Annotated in this window: 19 protein-coding genes and 1 pseudogene; 7 read left to right on the plus strand and 13 right to left on the minus strand. The window is 35.8% G+C overall.

Going from position 1 to position 20,439, the window contains the following annotated elements; all coding sequences use genetic code 11:
• The first annotated feature begins 91 nt into the window (after positions 1-91).
• Together ENH66_00715 and rpsT are read left to right on the plus strand one after the other, a co-directional pair.
• A pseudogene (locus ENH66_00715) lies at positions 92-1,348 on the plus strand (excinuclease ABC subunit B).
• 1,316 nt (positions 1,349-2,664) lie between these two features.
• Positions 2,665-2,931: a 30S ribosomal protein S20 gene (rpsT, locus tag ENH66_00720; protein HDZ54223.1), complete on the plus strand. Its 267-nt coding sequence runs from the start codon at positions 2,665-2,667 to the stop codon at positions 2,929-2,931.
• Between the two features lie 76 nt (positions 2,932-3,007).
• On the opposite strand, the gene holA is transcribed toward rpsT, so the two are convergent.
• The 13 genes from holA to tsaE all read right to left on the minus strand — a co-directional run bounded on the left by holA (position 3,008) and on the right by tsaE (position 14,002).
• Positions 3,008-3,943: a DNA polymerase III subunit delta gene (gene holA, locus ENH66_00725; protein ID HDZ54224.1), complete on the minus strand. Its 936-nt coding sequence runs from the start codon at positions 3,941-3,943 to the stop codon at positions 3,008-3,010.
• Positions 3,944-4,021: 78 nt separating this feature from the next.
• On the minus strand, positions 4,022-4,942 hold the full coding sequence (gene mutM / locus ENH66_00730; protein HDZ54225.1) for a DNA-formamidopyrimidine glycosylase: 921 nt from the start codon (positions 4,940-4,942) through the stop codon (positions 4,022-4,024).
• Between the two features lie 93 nt (positions 4,943-5,035).
• A complete protein-coding gene (locus tag ENH66_00735; protein ID HDZ54226.1) occupies positions 5,036-5,404 on the minus strand; it encodes a response regulator in 369 nt (122 codons plus the stop codon).
• A gap of 120 nt (positions 5,405-5,524) precedes the next feature.
• Positions 5,525-5,896 carry a response regulator gene (locus ENH66_00740; protein ID HDZ54227.1) on the minus strand — a complete coding sequence of 124 codons (372 nt, stop codon included), beginning with the start codon at positions 5,894-5,896 and terminating at the stop codon, positions 5,525-5,527.
• A 155-nt stretch (positions 5,897-6,051) separates the two neighbouring features.
• A complete protein-coding gene (locus ENH66_00745; protein ID HDZ54228.1) occupies positions 6,052-7,692 on the minus strand; it encodes a PAS domain-containing sensor histidine kinase in 1,641 nt (546 codons plus the stop codon).
• Positions 7,693-8,295 carry a hypothetical protein gene (locus ENH66_00750; GenBank protein ID HDZ54229.1) on the minus strand — a complete coding sequence of 201 codons (603 nt, stop codon included), beginning with the start codon at positions 8,293-8,295 and terminating at the stop codon, positions 7,693-7,695.
• A 7-nt stretch (positions 8,296-8,302) separates the two neighbouring features.
• Positions 8,303-9,037 (minus strand): methyl-accepting chemotaxis protein, encoded by a 735-nt coding sequence (locus ENH66_00755; GenBank protein ID HDZ54230.1) that lies wholly within the window; start codon positions 9,035-9,037, stop codon positions 8,303-8,305.
• A gap of 426 nt (positions 9,038-9,463) precedes the next feature.
• Entirely contained in the window at positions 9,464-9,985 is a 522-nt protein-coding gene (locus tag ENH66_00760; GenBank protein ID HDZ54231.1) for a PAS domain-containing protein, read from the minus strand.
• Positions 9,976-10,572 carry a hypothetical protein gene (locus tag ENH66_00765; protein ID HDZ54232.1) on the minus strand — a complete coding sequence of 199 codons (597 nt, stop codon included), beginning with the start codon at positions 10,570-10,572 and terminating at the stop codon, positions 9,976-9,978. Before ENH66_00765 ends, ENH66_00760 begins: the two co-directional genes overlap by 10 nt.
• Before the next feature lie 136 nt (positions 10,573-10,708).
• Positions 10,709-11,584 (minus strand): hypothetical protein, encoded by an 876-nt coding sequence (locus ENH66_00770; GenBank protein HDZ54233.1) that lies wholly within the window; start codon positions 11,582-11,584, stop codon positions 10,709-10,711.
• 14 nt (positions 11,585-11,598) lie between these two features.
• On the minus strand, positions 11,599-12,459 hold the full coding sequence (locus tag ENH66_00775) for a hypothetical protein (GenBank protein ID HDZ54234.1): 861 nt from the start codon (positions 12,457-12,459) through the stop codon (positions 11,599-11,601).
• A 79-nt stretch (positions 12,460-12,538) separates the two neighbouring features.
• Positions 12,539-13,438 carry a hypothetical protein gene (locus ENH66_00780; GenBank protein HDZ54235.1) on the minus strand — a complete coding sequence of 300 codons (900 nt, stop codon included), beginning with the start codon at positions 13,436-13,438 and terminating at the stop codon, positions 12,539-12,541.
• A gap of 3 nt (positions 13,439-13,441) precedes the next feature.
• Positions 13,442-14,002: a tRNA (adenosine(37)-N6)-threonylcarbamoyltransferase complex ATPase subunit type 1 TsaE gene (gene tsaE / locus ENH66_00785; GenBank protein HDZ54236.1), complete on the minus strand. Its 561-nt coding sequence runs from the start codon at positions 14,000-14,002 to the stop codon at positions 13,442-13,444.
• Between the two features lie 116 nt (positions 14,003-14,118).
• On the opposite strand from tsaE, the gene ENH66_00790 reads away from it, so the two are divergent.
• From ENH66_00790 to ruvC, 5 genes are all read left to right on the plus strand, one after another.
• Positions 14,119-15,444, plus strand: coding sequence for a type II/IV secretion system protein (locus ENH66_00790; GenBank protein HDZ54237.1), 1,326 nt, complete (start codon positions 14,119-14,121; stop codon positions 15,442-15,444).
• 256 nt (positions 15,445-15,700) lie between these two features.
• Positions 15,701-16,741 (plus strand): Holliday junction branch migration DNA helicase RuvB, encoded by a 1,041-nt coding sequence (gene ruvB, locus ENH66_00795; protein HDZ54238.1) that lies wholly within the window; start codon positions 15,701-15,703, stop codon positions 16,739-16,741.
• Between the two features lie 497 nt (positions 16,742-17,238).
• Entirely contained in the window at positions 17,239-19,083 is a 1,845-nt protein-coding gene (locus tag ENH66_00800; GenBank protein ID HDZ54239.1) for a hypothetical protein, read from the plus strand.
• Positions 19,084-19,087: 4 nt separating this feature from the next.
• Positions 19,088-19,819: a YebC/PmpR family DNA-binding transcriptional regulator gene (locus ENH66_00805; protein ID HDZ54240.1), complete on the plus strand. Its 732-nt coding sequence runs from the start codon at positions 19,088-19,090 to the stop codon at positions 19,817-19,819.
• 73 nt (positions 19,820-19,892) lie between these two features.
• Complete coding sequence (gene ruvC / locus ENH66_00810) at positions 19,893-20,438, plus strand: crossover junction endodeoxyribonuclease RuvC (protein ID HDZ54241.1); 546 nt, start codon at positions 19,893-19,895, stop codon at positions 20,436-20,438.
• Position 20,439 lies beyond the last annotated feature (1 nt).

Genomic DNA, 20,439 nt, shown 5'->3' on the forward strand with positions numbered 1-20,439 from the left:
GATGTGAAAATGTTTTTCTGTGTTTATATTTTTGTTTCTAATGTTTCTTCTTTGATCTTTTATTTTCCAGACATCAATAAGTTAATTATACATGAGATTTAAACTTTACTCAAAGTTCAGACCTACGGGCGGTCAGCCCAAGACAATCGAAAAGTTAACAAGAAATTTAAAGGCTGGGGTCCGCCATAATGTTTTATTAGGAGTAACAGGCTCTGGGAAAACAGCTATTATGAGTTGGATTATAGAAAAAATTCAAAAACCCGTGCTTTTGATAGTGGCCAATAAAACCTTGGCCGCTCAATTATATCAAGAGTTCAAGGAATTTTTCCCAAAAAATGGCGTCCATTATTTTGTCTCCTACTATGATTATTATCAGCCGGAAGCCTACATCCCCCAAACAGATACATATATTGAAAAGGACGCTAAAATCAACGAAGAAATCGACAGATTAAGGCACGCTGCCATCCAGGATTTGTTGAATAGACGAGACTGTGTTGTGATAGCCTCTGTCTCTTGTATCTATAATATCGGTTCTCCTAAGGTCTATCGAAAAGTATCCTTAGAAATTAAGTCTGGCCAAAAAATTAAGAGGAGAACATTTTTAAAACACCTAACCGGCCTACGGTACCAGAGGAACGATATTGATTTTAAACCCGGATCATTCCGAGTCAGGGGGAATATTGTTGATATTTATTTGGTCACCGGAGAGAAGATTTTAAGAATAGAATTCTTGGGCGATAAAATAAATAATACTTTCATTACACCCGCCGCTTTGGCTCCTGGGTACCCACTGTTCGCACACAGTAAAGCACTGAACGCTAAATACCAACTTTTTCCTGCTCATTTTTGGGTTACTCCTCAAGAAAAACTGAATATTGCCATTGAAAATATAAAATTAGAGTTACAAGAAAAGTTAAAAGAATTCGGCAAGAAGAATAAAGAAGCTCCCGCCCTAAAAGGGCGAGGCTCGCTCAATTTGGTTGAGCGGCAAAGATTAGAACGACGAACAAAATATGATTTAGAAATGTTAAAAGAATCTGGTTTCTGTCATGGAATTGAAAATTATTCAAGGCATCTCGAATTTAGAAAGATTGGGGAACCGCCCTATACTTTGATGGATTATTTCTCTAAAGATTTCTTAATTTTTATCGACGAATCGCACTTGACCATACCTCAATTAAAAGCTATGGCGATCCAAGACAGAGCAAGAAAAGAAACTTTAATCGAACACGGCTTCAGACTTCCTTCGGCAGTTGATAATCGTCCGTTAACATTCGAAGAATTTAATAAAAAGGCGGGCCAAATAATCTATTTTTCGGCTACTCCTAATAAATACGAGATAGAAAAAACTCTTCGACCCATTCAATCAATTCCCGTTCGAGGGCCTGAGCGGCCCCTCAGGGCCAGTCGAAGGCAGGGTCACCCCGAAGACCTTGAATGGCGACAATCCAAGGGTAAACTAGATAAAAAACTCGACACCAAAGCAAAGCACGGCGCCGAATCAGCCCGAGAATTAAACAAAATTTCCCCTCGGCCCGAGGACATTCGACCGAGCTCAGCCGAGGACCTCGGGACGAAGGCTGGTACGGAACACATCGTTGAACAATTAATTAGGCCAACTGGTCTCTTAGAGCCATCGATTGAAATTAGACCAACCAAGAATCAAGTTAAAGATTTAATTAAAGAAATCAAGAAAATGGTCGGGAAAAAACAAAGAACACTGGCCTTAACCTTGACCAAAAGATTAGCAGAAGATCTATCGGGTTATTTAACTGAAGAAGGAGTTTTGAGCCAATGGCTTCACTCAGAGATTAAAACATTAGAAAGACCGCAGATTCTAAAAGGTTTAAGAGAGGGAAAATATGATGTCTTGGTGGGAATTAATCTTTTGAGGGAAGGCTTAGATTTACCAGAAGTAGCTTTGGTGGCTATTTTAGACGCTGATAAAGAAGGTTTTTTGAGGTCGAAAACCACCTTAATCCAAACAATGGGCAGGGCAGCCCGTCATCTCAATGGTCATGTTATTTTATATGCCGATAAAATCACCCGTTCTATACAAGAAGCAATTCAGGAAGTTAAAAGAAGACGGAAAATTCAGATGGAATATAATATGATTCACAAAATCACCCCTGCTCCAATTATAAAAGAAATTAGAGAATGGCCTTTTGCTAAAAAAGAGGCGATTAAGTCTGAGTTTTGGTTAATTCAGGATAAAAAACTTTTAGAAAAAGAGATGGAAATAGCGGCTAAAAACTTAGATTTTGAAAGAGCGGCTAAAATTAGAGACCTAATCGAAAAGATTAAAAATAAAAAATAAAAAAGCGAAAACACAAATTAAAAATTTAAAAATATTTACACCTAAAGACCTCTCACTTGCACAATGTAATTTTATATCGTATTATATTAAAGGATAAACATTTTGTATATTTAATTTTAGAGAGCAGCGCTTATGCCAATAATAAAATCACGATCACACGATTTCCCCCGACCCCTCTCTTTTAGACACCCACGGCACTTCGTCCTGAGCTCAGTGTCGAAGGATTTCTAACTCTCACTCACTCCGTTCGTTTTCCTCCACGGGGGAAATCGAGATTTTGTTCTAATTGAACCAACCAAGATTTTCTTAAAAACAAAAATAATATCTAACTTCACGCTTAATTTAAAATGCCCATCACAAAATCTGCTAAAAAAGCTCTCCGTCAGAGCATAAAAAGAAGGACTAAAAATCTTCTCTATAAAAATAAAATAAAAAATCTCATTAAAGAGGTGCAAAAATTAGTTGCCGATAAAAAAATTGAAGAGGCTAAGAAGATTTTACCTAAAGTTTATAAAATCCTTGATAAAGCAGGTAAAGTTGGGGTAATTAAATTAAGGACTGCCGATAGAAGAAAATCTAGGATCGCCAGGTTGATCGGTGGGTCTAAAGCGTAGAAGTGGCAGAAAATTATAGACATCATGAACGATGTCTATAATTTTTGCATTTTACTTCAAAACAGCTTAATTTTAGTCATATCTCGGCAACCAATAAGTCTAAGGCCGTTTTGGCATCCACCTTTCCTGTTTTGATAGCTAGATCAAATTGAAAGATCTTTTGATAGATCTTTTTTAATTCGTCTAAAGAAAATTTTCTTGATTGTTCTACGGCTTTCCTCGCCACATAAGGATGCATTCCCCACCTCTTTGGAGATGTTGACAGATAGCCTGTGTTAAATTTATGGGATTTCATTATTAGTAAATTCCGAAATTGAAAATTAATCATTGAAAGAAGGTATAAAGGAGAATCTCCTTTTTCTAAATGTTGGTGAATTAAAGAAAAGGCGCTTCTTCTATTTCTAGCAGCAATCGCATCAATGGTTTTAAAAATATCTGTTTCAATTTTCGGACGGATTAAAAGCTCAATATCATTTGTTTCAATTTTCTGATTGTATTTGTAAGCAACTAATTTTTGGATTTCTTTATTAAGCCGCCAGAGATCATTACCAATGAAAGCAATAAGTTTCTCTAAAGGTTTCTGGTCTATTGTTGATCCAAGGTTCTTAAATTCTTTTTTCACCCAATTTATCAGCGGTTGACCGCTTAATGACCTAAATTCTTGAGACTTTACGTGTTTCTTAAGAAATTTAAAAAGCTTGCCCTTTACTGGAATATCTTTGTCTTCGTAAAATAAAATTATATCTTTAGAATTAATAAGTTTTTTAGAATCTTTGATGAAGTTTGTTTGAAAATTTTCATTTAAAATTGCGTTTTTCAAAACTATTAATTTTTTCCCAGCAAACATTGGAATAGATTGAATCTCATTCTGAAAATCATTATAATCGTCTTTCTTGAAATCAAAATGTTTTAAATTGAATCCGTCTTTGTAGGTTTTTTTATAGTGATCAACAATTTCATTAACTTTCTGACGAGATCTATAAGTATCTTGACCGTAAAGAAAGATGATCATAATAAAATTTCTAATTAACTTAATTTCTAAAAACTTTAGTCATTTAATCATTGATTTTGACTAAACACTAGAAGTCAATCATTTTTGGCATTTAGGACAGAAATGAGCACTTCTTCCTGCCAACTTTATCCGTTTTATTTTTGTACTACATCTGGGACATTTTTCTCCGTCTTTGCGATAAACTTTCCTAACTTTACCGAAAGATCCTCTTTTTCCCTCAAGGTCTCTAAAATCAGAGATCGATGTTCCTCTAAGCTCAACTGCTTTTTTAAGAATTTTCTTAATTGCCTGATAAATTCTTTTTAATTCTGCTAAAGTTAGTCTTGGAGCTTCTTTAAGGGGACGAATTTTTGCCTCAAACAATATTTCATCAGAATAAATATTGCCAATTCCGGCAATTACTGTCTGATCCATTAAAATTTGTTTAATTTTCCTTTTTTCTTTCTTTAGGATTTCTTGGAATTTTTGAAAGGTAAAAGACTTCGCCAGGGGTTCTGGCCCCAAGCCTGTGAACTCTTTAGATTCTTTTAATTCTTGGCTATTCCATAGTTCAACTTTGGCAAACTTCCTTAAATCAGAAAGGGCAAGCTGTTTAGGAATAGACAGATGATATTTATTGTCTAACCAAAAAATTAGGTGTAAAAATCGGTTTATAGGATCTTCTAATGGTCCTGGCTTGATTGGTCTCCAAGCTTTAACTTCTCTTTCCCAATCTCCTAAAAGTAAGTGGCCGGTTAATTTTTGGTGGATTAGAAGGGTTTTGCCCTCCGAAAGCTCAAAGAGAATATTTTTCCCTCTTCTCCAGACTTTTTTAATCTTTTTACCTTTGATCTCTTTCTTGAATTTCTTAAAACTATCTGGTCTTTTTACTTGTCCACCGAAGCCTTGGCGAAGGTGGATCATTTTCTTCCAGTCGGTCCAAACATCAACAAAGGCCCTACCAAGGACCTTTCTGTTTAAATCACGGACAATAGTTTCCACCTCGGGAAGTTCCGGCATCTCTTAAATTGCTAAACTGTTAAATTGTCAAATTGTTAAACTGGGAATAATAAAATTTCTTTTATCGACAAAACAATTTAATAATGTGGCCATTTATTTCAGAACGTTTTTAATTTTCTCGATTATCTCCCCCGGAGTAAAGTGAGCTTTAATTAAGTAATCAATTGCACCTAATTTTAAGCCTCTTTCAACATCTTCTTTTTGACCAAGATTCGAAAGGATAATTACTGGTATCGAAGACAAATTAGAATCCTCTCTCATCTTAGACAACACCTCAAACCCATCAATACCCGGCAGAATCAAATCAAGCAAAACCAGATCTGGCTTTTCTTCTTTTATTTTCTTTATTCCTTGTTCTCCATCAACGGCCTCGGAAACTTTATAATTTTCCTTGATGAGCTTCTGGACGATTAACTCTCTTAGAAATTTATCATCTTCAATGACAAGAATTGTTGTAGACATAAAATAAGATAATCCGAATCTACGAATGATAATCCAAATGCTACGAATATTCGGATGGGCGCATTCGGATACCCCGAGCCTTAGCGAAAGTAAAGGCGAGGGTTGCGCTATTCGGATGCTTTATTTACCAATCTGTTTTATTACTTTGTCAATCACTTCTTGGGGATCAAACTCGGTTTTAATCAACCAATCTTTAGCTCCCAATCTTTTTGCTCGATCAAGTTCTACTGGTTGACCAGAATTAGAAATAACAATAATCGGAATTTTTTTTAATTCTTCATCTTCGCTCATTGTCTCCATCACTTCAAACCCCCCCATTTTTGGCATAATGATATCAAGCAAAACTAGATCAGGTTTTACTTCTTTTATTTTTTTTAGGCCCTCAACTCCGTCCCTGGCCACCGCAACCTCATAGCCTTCCCGAATAAGTCTTTTTTCTAAAAGTTCGATCATTAATTGTTCGTCTTCAATTAGTAATATTTTTTTTGCCATAAAATCAATGAACAATGAACAGCAAACAGAGAGTAGTCTTTTTATTTAAGGCACTATCTTGTTCTTTGTTCTTTTATTCTTTGTTTTTTATTCTACTTCTATTATATCTTTACCTTAAAAACTTTTCAAGCCCTCCCACCGAGCACATAATAAAATTATGTGCTTCGGTTGGAAGAGTGAGTCTTTACTATTGGTAGAGTAAAACGGAAAGTAGAGCCTCTTCCTTCTTTTGATTCAAACCAAATAGTACCGCCGTGAGCTTCAATAATGTTTTTGGCTATAAACAAACCAAGACCAGATCCCTCGGTTTCCATTCTTATCACATTAGCTCCTCGAAAGAATTTAGTAAAAATCCTATCTTGTTGATCTTTGGGAATACCAACCCCGGTATCTTTAACCGAAAACTCTATTTCTTTTTTACCACATTTCAAGGTAACTGTCACTTGACCTCCTGGAAAAGTGTATTTAAGGGCATTATCAATAAAATTTTCAATAGCTAGCCCTATCTTTTCTTTATCGATCTTTACTTTCGACAATCTCGTTTTGGGTTTTTTAAAGGTAAAAGTAATTTTTTTTCGCTTCATCTCTTCTCGGTAAGACTTTATTATCGGGTTAATTACATCTTCGATCTGAGCCAAAGCAGGTTTAAAAAGATATCTTCCTTCTTCGATCCGAGTTACGTTTAAAAGATCATTAATTAAATGAATCATTCTTTCGTTGGACTGATAAGTTTTTTGGAGGAAATCTTCTTGTTCCCGGGTAATTTCCCCGAGATCTCCGTCAAGAATCATCCTTAGGGTCCATTTGATCGCTGAAAGCGGAGTTCTTAGCTGGTGGGCAGCCAAAGAAACAAATTCTGTCTTCATTTGTTCAATGAATTTTTCTCGACTGATATCGTGTAAGATAACCGACGTCCCAATCCTTGCTTTATTTCTTAAGATAGAGAAAGTAGAAACTTCTAGAACCAGGTTTTTCCTAAGATTAAATTCTCGCCTAAAGATACTCTTAATTCCTTTGTCTATTATGCTTTTGTCAGAAGGGCTGTTATTCAGAAGTTGGAATAGAGAGTTTAAATTTGATATCTTAGTCAAGTCAGCAAATGACTGGCCTACTATTTCTCCTGCCTTTACTTTAAAGAAAGTTTCTACCTGAGGATTAGCCAAAATTAGAATATTTTCTTTATCAAAGACCAAAAGACCATCAACGAAATTAGTAATTATAGCCTGGGTTTTACTTCTTTCTTCTTCAGCCTTTATTCTTGCCTCCTCAACGTCTTCCAACATATTAATTAAAGCTCTTCTTGTATCCTCTAGCTCTTTTGTTCTTTTCTCTAATGCCTTCGTTCTTTCTTGAACTCTTTCTTCTAATTCTGTCTGAAGTTTTTTAAGTCCACCAATACCAGAGAAAGTTAAAAAATATCCGACTATCTTACCTTTTTCATCCTTTCGAGGAGAAGCAGAAAACAAAGCCTCTATTCTTTCTTTATTCTTAGCCACCAGTATCATCTCTTTATTTTTAGTTATTTTTTGTTTTAGAGTCTTTTCTCTAAGAACTGAAGCTTCTTTTTTGTTCGAAAATAGGATATCTACCTCTCCCCCCACTATCTCGGTCTTACTATATCCAGTAAAATCAGAGAAAGCTCTATTGATACTAATAATAATGCCTAGGGGATTAACTATACAAAAGGGCAAAGGCAAAAATGCCAAAAAACCTTCGATATATCTCTCGAGTTCTTTAATCTCTTGTCTGGCTCTCTCCAGTTCTTCTGTTTCGTTTTTATATTTATTGTTTCCCATTTATTCCCAACGGATTATGAATTCATGAAAAGAATCCCCTTGAAAATTACATTTTACTTCTTGACACCAGATTTTTTTAACTCCTCTAAGCACGAATCCAGAAATTGTCTCAAAATAACCCTCTAAATAACGGCAAAAAAATGGATGGATGTTGAAATCCTTTATTCTTAGAATGCCGTATTTTTCTTTTTGATTAAGCTCTATGGTTTCTAATTTACCAAAGTTATAGGTCTTTTTCCAAAAAATTGTTGCCGCCTGATAAAGTCGCTTGATGGAAATGATATATTTCGCTAAATATTTTACCAAAAAAGACATTTTTGGCTCAACTTGCCCCATTTCTTTCATTTCTTTCTCACCCCAGTTCAACGTTTCGGAAATAGCAAAAAGCAAAGCAGCGGTAAGAGCAACCGGGTACCATCCCAAAGCTCTAATCTCTTTTAAAATTACTGGATAACCATACTGGGCCAATTTTTCTTCAATTTTAGAAACAGCTTCTTTACCTTCTTTTTTTTCAATATATTCAGCGATCGCTTTAATGCCGTTTCCTCTTTCTTGATATTTTGTTTTGGAAAGGCGATCAATAGTCTCTTTGAAATTTTCCATATTTTTTTTATAAGTAGTTTTTATTTTTGTTATCCAAAGAGGTCTTTTGTTTGCCTGGCTCATCTTGTAGCTTCTTAATCTCTTCTTTAAGCTCTACCATTCGTAACTCTCTGCCTACAGCTAACTTATTAAACTTCTCCAATTCTTCTATTCTTTCGTGAAGAGCTAACCTCGCCTCCTCAACGTCTTCTAAAATATTCAAGGTCGCTAAACGATTTTCTTCTATTTCTTTCCTGGAATGCTCAAGGTCTCTTATTTTTTTAGATAGCTCTGAAGTTTTTTCTTCAATTTCTTCTTCTTTAATTTTTAATTGCAACTGAGTTTCTTTTAAATTTTCAACGATTTTATTTAAAAGATAGGTAATTTCTCCTATTTCATTCCTGTCTTTTATCTTAATTTTAAAATTAAGGTCACCAGCTAAAATTTTTTTGAGGCCTGTAGAAATTTTTCCTAATCTTCTCGAGAAACGCCAAGAAATTAAGGTTCCTAGAAACAAAGCTAAAACGAGAGTTAGAACTAAAATTAATCTGGTCTGAAATTCGATATCTGTCATAATTAAGGGAAGTTTTCGAAGGGTCTCTTCAGGAGGATAAGGTAAAAAAACTTTGGCCAGGAAAGCCGAATAGCTAAGAATGATTATTGGTAGTCCTAAAAAAAGGAGAGGAATTAATATCTTTATAAAAATTCCTGTTTTCCTTTGAAAGATATTCTCCTTGTTTGGGTTTCTTTTAATTTTTCGCATAATTTTTTAAGGCTTCAATTGCCCTTGAAGAACATTCAATTCATTTTGGAGTTCTTCTGGCTTTTCCTCGCGACCTAAAGCCATCTTTTTGAACCTTTCCAATTCTTCTGCCCTTTCCCGAAGGATTCATTGATTACTGTCTGTGGCTTCTTAATCTTAACCCTATTTATTAAAAGATCGATAGGAATAGAAGATAAAAGGAGGTTAGGAAAAACAAGATATCTGGCAAGGGAATTTTGGGGGCCATTCTCAAAATAAATATTAAGAAAAGAAGGAAACTAGCTATAGGAAATCTTTGATTGATATCTACTTTAAGTCTTGGTAAAAATTCACTGGCTTCAATAATAATATTTTTTCCATATTTATATTACTCAAATTATGAAAACAGGTTGGAGACTATAATATTTATCTTTTGCTCTGGATTTCTTATTTAAGTCTAGCTATTTCTTTTTTAAGCTCAATCATTTTTAACTCTCTGCCGGTGGCTAGTTGATTAAGCTTTTCCAATGCTTTAACCTTCTTTTGAAGCTCTTTTTCTTTCTCTTTAATTTCGGTCATATCTATAAAAGCGAAGAAATAACCAGTAATTATTCCTTTTTCATCTTCTCTCGTTTTTGCCGAAAGGTTAACTAAAATTTCTTTCTTTTCTTTTGTTAAAAAAATTGTCTCTTTGCCAAAAATAGTTTTCTTTATGTTGAGCTCTTTTTTAATTCCTTTGAAATATTTTAAGAAATCTTTTAAATGTTCCCCAATAATCTCAATTTCCTTATAGCCGGATACCTCCTTGAAAGCTTTACTTATATTCACAATGTTAAAAACTGGATTTGTTAAGCATACTGGAATCGGTAAAAAATGCCAAAGATCCTCGGTGTGAGTCTCAAGTTTCCCCAGGTTTTCTATTAACAAATTGATGTCTTTTTTCTGATAATCTTTATTCCTCATTTCCATTGGGAAGTGTATTCGTGAGAAGGGTCACCTCTAAACATACACTTTGTTTCTTTAGTAACTACTCCTTGTTCTACGAATAGAAGAACTCTTTCAATAAATCCTTCAAGGTATATACAAAAAATAGGGTCAATCTTAAAATCCTTTAAATGAAGGGCCATTTCTTTGTTTTCTTCATCAAATTTCAGCACTTCCATTTCTCCTATTGTATAATGTTCTTTCCAGTCTGAAGGGATTTCTTTGACTAATTTTTTTAATGGAGCAAAAAGCTTGAAGATAAATTTTACTAGAAAAGAAAATTTAGGAGCTCTCTTGCCTATTTCTCTTATCTCTGAATCTGTCCAGTCGAAGGTATCTTTAATAAGTAAAAGCGAAATTATTCTTAAACCGACCGGGTGCCAATCTGTTGCTTTTCCCGACCTATAATCTATGTCATAACCTAAATCCTTAACCCGCTTTTCTAGTTTCTGAAGACCCTCTTCGCCTTCTTTTGCTAAAACATTTTTAGCATCAGTTTGGAAAACTGCACCTCTGACTTTACCCTTAATTTCTATTAATTTATCTAATTTTTCTTTTGTTATTTTTTCCATGGTTTTAATTTTTAAAAGTTTTTAATTTTCTCGACCTTTACCCCCCCCACACCAAACGAGGACTGGATTTGGTCAATTTAGGCGCCTTCGGCGCCGTATCCTCGTTTGGTGTAGGGGTTTTCCAAACAGATATTTTTTATCTGCTCGATGATTTTTTAAGAGCTTTTTCTAATTTCTCAATTTCTTTTTTAAGCGCTCTCATTTTTAGCTCCCGGCCAACAGCTACTTTGCGGAATCTCTCCAGTTCCACTATCCTTTTTGTCAATTCCTTTCTTCCACCCTCTAACTCCCTTGTCCTTTCTCTAACTTTCTCTTCCAGGCTTTCTCTTTCCTCCGAAAGCTCCTCTGTCCTAGCCCTCACCCGAATTTCTAAAGAAGCCCTTTCTTCTTTGAGCATCTCTTTTGTTTTTTGTAGTACCTTAATTTTCTCTTGTAAAAATTTATAAAAAGTATCGCCGTAATAACCAAAAAGCCAGAAGAAAATAATAGCCGCTATCCAAGCGGAAAATGCATAAGGGAAATTTTGAGGAATCCTTTCTTCTAAAGAAAAACTGGATTGGAGAGGCAAAATTTCTAAATATTGAACAATGACCAATGCGGTATATAAAAAAGAGCAATAGAAAATAAAAAAAAGTGAGTAAATTCTGGGAAAGAGTAAAAAGCCAGTATAGATATAAAGACCATAAAAAATAAACCCAAGCCAGGTTATTCCGCCAACAAGATAAATAACTATAGATAAAATAATTACATCAAAAAGCAGGTAACCAAAATAACCATTAACAATTTGAGAGCTTTTAGGTTCTTTAATCTGCCTAAAGAGAAAGTCATAAATAATTGTTGAGATAAGCATAAACGAAATAAGAAAAAATAATAAGTTAGGGGAGGAAACGTTAAAAGAAACTTTTAAAATAAAAGCGGCGAAAAGAAAAGCAGTCATTGCCGGAAACCTAATATTTATCAACTGATCGTATCTTCGTAAAGCCTCCTCTTTTTCAATGAAAAATTGGGCCATGTTTTAATTTATTTTTACTTTTTTCTTTTTTTAAGTCTTTCGATTTCTCTTTTTAACTGAGTCATCTTTAATTCTCTGCCAACCGTTAGCTTGTGAAACTCTTCTAATTCTCCAACCCTCTTTGTTAGTTTTTCTCTTCCTCTTTGTAACTCCCTTGTCCTTTCTTTAACTTTCTTTTCAAGGCTTTTTCTTTCTTCCCAGAGCTCTTTTGTCCTGGCCCCGACCCGAATTTCTAGAGATGCCCTTTCTTCTTCGAGTATTTTTTGGGTTTTTTGGAGTCCTTCAATTTTTTTCTGCAACATTTTATAAAAGACATCGCCGTAAAGACCCAAAATCAAGAGAAAAATGACAGCCACCGCCCAAGAAGCTACTACATAATTCAAATTTTGAGGAACCATTTCTTCTGAGGAAAAAATGTATCGATAAGGTAAAATTTCTAAATATTGAACAATGACCAATGTGGTATATAAAAAAGAGCAATAGAAAGTATAAGAAATAGAGTAAATCCTGGGAAAGAGTAAAAAACCAAAATAAATATAAAGACCATAATAGATAAAGCCGGTCCAGGTTACTCCGCCAATAATATAAATAATTATGGTTAAAGTAATTGTATCGAAAAGCAGGTAACCAAAATAACCACGAATGATCTGAGAGGTTTTAGGTTCTTTAATCTGCCGAAAGAGAAGGTCGTAAACAATTGTTGAGATGGCTATAAGGCAAATAAAGAAAAATACAGGATCTGGAAAATGAATCTTGAAAAATATTTTTAAAATAAGGACAAGGAGAAGGTAAGCACTGACTGCCAAAAGTTTAATATTTATCAGTTGATTGTATCTTATCAGGGTTTCTTCTTTTTTAATGAAAGTTTCTGCCATTTTTATTTTTTTTAACTTTCGAGTTTTAAAACTTTAAAGAATGGAGGTTGACTTTATTTTAACAGAAATAAAGAAATTCTTAAGGCAGACGGCTAACTAAGCTGAAAAATTCAAGGTTCTTAAGAAGTTGAGATGTTTTCTCTTTATCATATTTACTCCAGATATATTTCTCTAAATTAAAATCAATTTCAACATTTCTGTCAATTGTGGCTAACATTTTTGACAAAAATACTTGCTCTTTTGATTGAATTAATATTTCTCTGATTCTGACTTTCAGTTTCTTTGCTTTTTCTGTCTTTAATTCTAGCTCTTTATAAAGGCTTTCTATTGTGCCAAACTTTGTCAGGAGTTCAATGGCTGTTTTTTCTCCAATTCCTGGCGCTCCCGGAATATTGTCTGAAGGATCTCCTCTTAAAGCTTTATAATCAGAAAGTTGGTCTGGCCTTAACCCTTGATATCTTGTGCCAACTGCCCCCTCATCATACAAGACAATATCTTTCACTCCTTTTCTTAAAAACCAAACTTTAGTTTGAGGGTTAATTAATTGTAGAACATCTAAATCGCCGCTCAAAATAATAGTGTTTATCTTTGGTAAAGCTTGTTTTTTGGGAATAAGACGAGCAATAGTTCCAATAAGGTCATCTGCTTCGTATCCTTCTTTTTCAAAAATAGCAACATTAAAACTCTTTAAAATTTCTTTAATCCTGGGAATTTGCAGGTAGAATTCTTCTGGGGTTTTGGGTCGAGTGGCTTTATAAGCCTCAAATTTTTTGTGGCGAAAAGTTGGGCCTGGCAAATCAAAGGTAGCAACAATATAATCCGGCTGGAGTTCTTTTATGGCTTTAAAAAAAACCAACAGAAATCCATAGACAGCTGAAACTAACTCTCCTTTTTTAGTAGTAAGGGGGGGTAAAGCATGATAGGCCCGATGCAAAATAGCATGACCATCGATTATAATAAAGCGCTTTTCATCTTTCATCGTCTATTTTACCATAATTGGTTTAATTAGAAAGGTAATTTTTCTTGTATTCTTATTGATGACCGTCAATTGAATCCAAAGAGTATTTTGTGGCAAGATTTTTAAGATTCTTTCTGCCCACTCAATGGTTATAATATTTTGGGGGTTAGAAACTATCTTTTGAAAACCTAAGGCTAAAATTTCTCTTGGTTTTTGAATCCGGTAACAATCGATATGGTAAAACCTAGAATACAAACTCTGCCGTTTTTGACTTGTTTCGCCCTCACTTTTGGTAGAAATCCTTGAAGATTTTTTGTTGAGTTTTTTCGTGTTTTGTAATTCGTACTTTTTCAATATAACGAAAGTGGGACTTAAAATATTCTCTTGTATCCCTAATCCTTTGGCAAAACCTTGCAAAAAAGTAGTTTTGCCTGCTCCCAAATTACCCTTTAACCCTAAAACAACAGCCTTATCGCTGTGTAAATATAAATTCAAAATGCTCTTAGCCAAAATAGTGCCAATTTTTTTAGTCTGGCTTGGTTGTTTCGTTAAATATTTTGATCTAAGTAAAGTTTTTTTTGCCAAAGTTGACTATTTTAAAAAGATAGTATAAAGTTAAATAATCCGAATTGAATTTCGGTTCCTTATTACACTTTAAAATAGATAGATAAAAATGTAAATTACCTAGAGGTTCTCAGATGATGAATCCTTCTAATTCGAAAATTACTGGCGAAATTAGAATTTCTCCAGTCATCTTAACTAAGCTCCAAAAAAAAGTAAAAAACATCTCTCTCTTTAAAAAGATAGTCGAAGATTATTTAGAAAAAAAAATTACTGAGCTCTCAGAGGTTTTGTTGGGAGGAGGGATATTGCTAGAAGCTTCTGATTTACATATCGAACCAGAAAAAAATCAGGCCAAATTAAGACTAAGAGTGGATGGTATTTTGCAGGATGTTACGTTTTTCAATTTAAAAACATATGAAGTTCTCCTCTCTCGAATAAAACTTCTGTCTGGTATCAAATTTAATATCACTGATCGCCCTCAAGATGGGCGATTTTCTATTTTACTGACCCCAAAAAAAGATAAAAAAGAAGAGTCGATTGAAATTAGGACGTCTACTCTCCCCACGGAATACGGAGAGTCAATTGTTTTGCGAATTTTAAACCCGAAAAACTTAATTACAATGGAAGCTTTGGGTTTAAGAAAAGACCTTCTGTCTCTTTTTAAAAATAAGATTAAACAACCAAACGGAATGATTATTGTCACCGGCCCTACCGGTTCTGGAAAAACAACTACTCTTTATGCTTTTCTGAAAGGAATCCAAAAACCAGAAATTAAAATCATTACTATCGAAGATCCTATAGAATATCATTTAGGGAGCATCTCTCAAACCCAAGTGAATCCTGCGAAAAAATATGACTTTGCTAATGGCCTCCGTTCAATTGTCAGGCAAGATCCAGACGTTATTTTGGTTGGTGAAATTAGAGATTTAGAAACTGCCAAAATTTCTCTTCAAGCCGCCCTGACGGGGCATTTGGTTTTAACTACTTTGCACACAAACGATGCCGCCGGCACCATCGCCCGTCTCCAGGCTTTAGGAGAAAAACCAGTCAACATCGCCCCAGCTATTAGCTTAGCTATTGCCCAAAGATTGGTTAGAAAAATTTGCAAAAAATGCGGGAAATTAACTGCTGTTTCTCCAGCTGCTTTAAAAAAGATAAAAAGTGAACTTAGAAAACTTTCTAAAGAGGTTGAAATTTCTATCCCAAAATCAAACCTAAAAATCCCCGCAATTAAAGGCTGTACGGCTTGCAACTTGACTGGTTATCGTGGAAGAATTGGGATTTTTGAAGCTTTTTTGGTTGACGATGAAATGGAAAAATTTATTATGTCTTCGCCCTCAATTGCTGCTCTGAGAAAAAAGGCAATAGAAAAAGGAATGTTAACTATGCGGCAGGATGGTCTGATTAAAGTGCTTCAAGGAACAACTACCTTAGAAGAAGTGGAAAGGGTAGCTGGAGAATAAACCGAGCACATAAATGATGTGCTCGGTGAAATTAGCCTGGAGCTGGGGGCAAGGCTTTAGTGTTAGAACGTAAAGTTTGGAATTTTTCCGAGGAATAACCCAGCCCCCCACCATCTTTACCATCTTTTATAAAGCCTTTATAAAGCCTTTTGGATTAATTCTAAAAAATGGTAGAGGGCCAGGTTATCCAACTGAGAAAAATTCCAACCCCCAGCTCCAGGCTAACAACTATATATAATAACAGATTATTAAATTTATGTCAAGACCAAATAGGATTTTCCCTTCGAGTCCGCCTATTCTTCAAAAAAAGGTCACTGAAGAAGATAGGGTTTTAGATGTAACGCTTAGGCCAAGAAATTGGGAAGAATATATTGGTCAAGCAAAAATAAAAAGAAACTTGGGGATAATTATCCAAGCGGCCCAAAAAAGAAAGGAAAATCCTGAACACCTTTTATTTTACGGCGGAAGCGGACTAGGTAAAACCACCATTTCTTATATTATTGCCAAAGAGCTAGGAGTTAATATTAAAGTTACTTCCGGCCCAGCTATTGAAAAAGCTGGTGACTTGGCCGCTATTTTAACCAATCTTTCAGAGGGTGATATCCTTTTTGTCGATGAGCTTCATCGGCTTAATAAACTTTGCGAGGAAATATTATATCCAGCTCTGGAAGAATTTAAATTAAATTTAATTGTGGGTAAAGGACCGATGGCCAGAACCATGGAGCTTAAACTCCCCCGTTTTACTTTAATTGGAGCCACAACCCGAATTGCTCTTTTGTCCTCTCCTTTAAGGTCACGCTTTGGAGCTACTTTCCAGTTAAATTTTTATGAGATTGAAGATATTGAAAAAATTCTTCAAAGATCAAGCCGGATTTTAGGATTAGAAACCGAACCTGAATCTATAAAGATTATTGCCCAACGTTCGAGGTCCACGCCAAGGGTAGCCAACCGGCTCTTAAAAAGAGTGAGAGACTTTGCCCAAGTAGAAGGTCAGGGAATAATAACTAAAGAAATTGCCCGATCTGCCTTAGAATTTTTAGAAATTGATGAAAAAGGCTTAGAATCTGGCGATCGAAAAATCTTAGAAGTAATTATTAAAAAGTTTGATGGTGGGCCAGTCGGTTTACAAGCACTAGCTGCTTCCACCTCAGAAGAAGAAGATACAGTTTTAGATATCTATGAGCCTTATTTAATGCAATTGGGCTTTATCGAAAGAACATCCCGAGGCAGAATGGTGACCAAATCTGCCTATCAACATTTAGGAATAAAATATAAGGGGGCTCAAACTTTGCTTTAAATAAAGAAAGGGGGTAGCTAAAGTTGTTGGGCGTCTGGAGTCATTATTATAAAATCGCTATTTTGGCGGTTTTTATTTTAAAAAATTATCCACTTGCCCCCCACCTATTTTACTGCTCAATCTTAAGTCTAACCAAAATACACAAAATAGAGGGGTAAAATTCCGGAAACACACTCTCATGAACAGTAAGGTTCACCTTCGGTGGACTGGCTGATTCATCCACCGTGTGCCGCCAGTATATCAGCTGGCAAAATAGGTGGGGGGGGCTTGACAGCCAGGGGCCTTTTTATTTTTAGAAAGAGACTCGTCCTGAGTTTGTCGAAGGAGTTTACCTTGAACTTACTGAAGGGTTGCCTCGGGAAATAAAAACTGCCCAGCGATGGGCTTTTTTTTGCTGTAACACTTCTCTCTTTATTGTTCGTTGTTTAACATCGGATGTTAAACATGTCTAAATTATAGACTATCCTCCAATAATTTGTTAAAGTTTGGGTAGGATCATGAAAATTAGATTCTTGGAAATCGCCGTTTTTTTCTTTCTTGTTTTATTTATCTTCGTTCTGTCGAATGCGTCAGTTCAAGCTGCTAATCCTTTGGACGTGGTTATCAACGAGATAGCGTGGATGGGCACTCAGACAGCCCACCAAGACGAATGGATTGAGTTATACAATAACACGTCTTCTCTGATAAGTCTTGAGGGTTGGCAGCTGGTGGCTCAAGACGGAGTCCCAGAGATTATCCTGGCGAGAACTATTCCCGCTAACGGCTATTATCTCTTAGAAAGAACCGACAACACTACTGTTCCCAATATTGCTGCCGATAAAATTTATATTGGAAATTTAGGTAATAACGGTGAGTATTTAAAAATTTTTGATGCTCAGGATGATTTAATTGATGGAATAAATTATAGCAAAGGTTGGCCTGCTGGCGACAATTCAACTAAACAAACAATGGAAAGGGTAAATTCTAACTTAACGGGAACTATTCCCACTAATTGGCAAACGAGCCAAAATTCTGGTGGAACTCCCAAGGCTGAAAATAGTACTATTGAATCCGAACCGGAACCAGAACCTGTATGTGAACCCACTGAAGAAATTTGCGATGGAATAGACAATGATTGTGATGGAGAAATAGACGAAGACGGCATCTGTGAAACGCCTGAGCCTCCGACCAGCCAACCTGAGCCAATAATTTATCCATCGGGTATTTTTATTAATGAATTTTTGCCATCACCTGAGGGACCCGATCTGGATGAGGAATGGATTGAGATTTACAATAACAATCCAACGTCGATTGATTTCTCTGGGTGGACAATCGAAGACACACAAGGCAGCATCAAAATCTACACCCTGCCTCAGGGTATTAATATCCAAGGTTATGGATTCTTGGTGTTGAATCGCCCGACATCTAAAATAGTACTGAATAACGATGGAGAGGGATTGATTTTAAAAGATCCCTTAGGAAAATTAGTAAATTCTGTTAATTATAATGACAAAGCGCCGGAAGGGCAGTCTTATGCCAGGAAAACTAACGGAATTTGGCAATGGACTTCAGTCCTTACGCCGGAGCAAGAAAATCGTTTTGCAATTCCAGCAGAAGCTAATCTTGAGGCCGAGGCTGAACCAGAGCCCCAATCCTCCTCCGATAAATCTTCGACGGACAAGTCGGAGGACAGACCCAAACCTCAGCCGAAACTTGAGGCCGAAGCCTCCTCCGTTCCACAGAACGGAACTTCGAAAGATAAGCCTCGGTTTGAATTGACTACCTATCCATCTGGAATTGTTATTAATGAAATTTTACCTTCTCCTGATGGGCCGGACAAAGACAATGAATGGATTGAGATTTTTAACCAAAACAATTTCGAAGTTAACCTTTCCGATTGGCAAATCCAAGACATGAAGGGCAAAACAAGGACTTATACCTTCTCTCAGGAAACAAAAATTATCCCCCGAGGATTTTTGATATTACCCCGACCAACAACAAAAATTACTTTAAATAACGATGGTGATGGATTGAATTTAGTCCAACCCAATGATAACATCGTAGATCAGGTTATTTATGATAAGGCTCCTTTGAATTCTTCTTACAGCCGAACCCACTCTGGATGGGCATGGAGTAATATTCTAACTCCGGGTTCTGAAAATACCGTCCCGGCCAAGACTTCTCAAGGGGCTAAAGAAAATGAAAGCAGCTATTCTAAAATATCAGACAAAGAGCTGGCAGCCGTTGGAAAACAACTTCCGAAAGCATCTCGTTCTTTGTTTATTCTGTTGGTCGCCGTAGTCATCGCTATTTTTTCCGGAGCAACAGTTTTGGTTTTGAAAAATAAAATCAAGTTAAACTAAAATTATGTCAGGCCATTCGCATTGGAAAAGTATAAAACACAAAAAAGGGATCGCCGACAAGGCGAAAAGTAAGGTTTTCTCGAAGCTTTCTCAGGCAATCTCGATTGCGGTCCAAGAAAAAGGGCCAGATCCAGAAACAAATTCTAAATTAAGGTTAGCTATAGAAACGGCGCGTTCTTTTAGTTTACCGAGAGATACTATTGAACGTGCGATCAAAAAAGGAAGCGGCGAGCTTGAGGGAAAAAAATTAGAACCGATAACCTTTGAAGCTTATGGCCCCGGCGGAATCGCTATTATCGTCGAGAGTATTACCGATAATAAAAACCGTACTGTAAACGAAATTAAGCAAATTCTAAATCAGAACAACGGGAAACTTGCCGATGCTGGCGCGGTAAAGTGGCTCTTTGAAAGGAGAGGAATCATCACCCTACGAATTACGAATCAGTACGAATATACAAATAAAGAAGATCTAGAATTAAAAGTGATTGAGGCGGGGGCCGAAGATATTACTTGGAATAATAACGCCCTGAATATTTACACAAAAATTGAAGATTTCGATAAGGTTAAAAAAAACCTTGAAAGTCAGGAAATCAAGATAGAATCCGCCTCTCTGGACTGGGTGGCTAAAGAGAATGTCCAGACCGCGCAAAAATACAAAGAAGCAACTGAAAAATTATTTGCGGCCTTAGACGAATCAGATAGCGTTCAAGAAATATATTCAAACCTTAAAGTTTAATTGTTAAACTGTTACATTGTTATAGTGACTTCAATTGAACAATGTGACAATATAACAATGTAGTAATGTAATAATGGTAATATTAGGTATTGATCCCGGAACGGCTAAAGTGGGATATGGAGTGATTAGAAAAATCCAAAACCCACCGAACCGAACGAAGTTCGGGACTCCCCGTAGGGTTGCATCTAAAACTCAATATGGATTAAAATGTTTGAGTTATGGATTAATTCAAACTAGTTCTTCTTCGCCTCCGGCTGAGCGTTTAAAAAAAATAAGCCAAGAGTTGGGCCAGTTAATAAATAAATACCGGCCAGAGATTTTGGCCGTTGAAAATGTTTATTTCTTTAGAAACTTAAAAACTGCTCTACCCGTTTCTCAGGCTAAAGGGGTAATTTTACTCGCTGCCGCTAATCACAATATTCCGGTTTACGAATTTACTCCTTCACAGGTAAAAATGGCGGTGGTGGGATACGGTCGGGCCGAAAAAAGACAAGTCCAAGAAATGGTTAAAATCTTACTTAATTTAAAAGAGCTGCCCCGTTCAGATGACGCAGCAGACGCACTTGCGATAGCAATCTGTTACACGATTTCCCCTCAAGAACAATATCTTGCGAAGTAAC

This window comes from Candidatus Nealsonbacteria bacterium (genome assembly GCA_011050465.1).
Lineage (GTDB): Bacteria > Patescibacteriota > Minisyncoccia > Minisyncoccales > RBG-13-36-15 > RBG-13-36-15.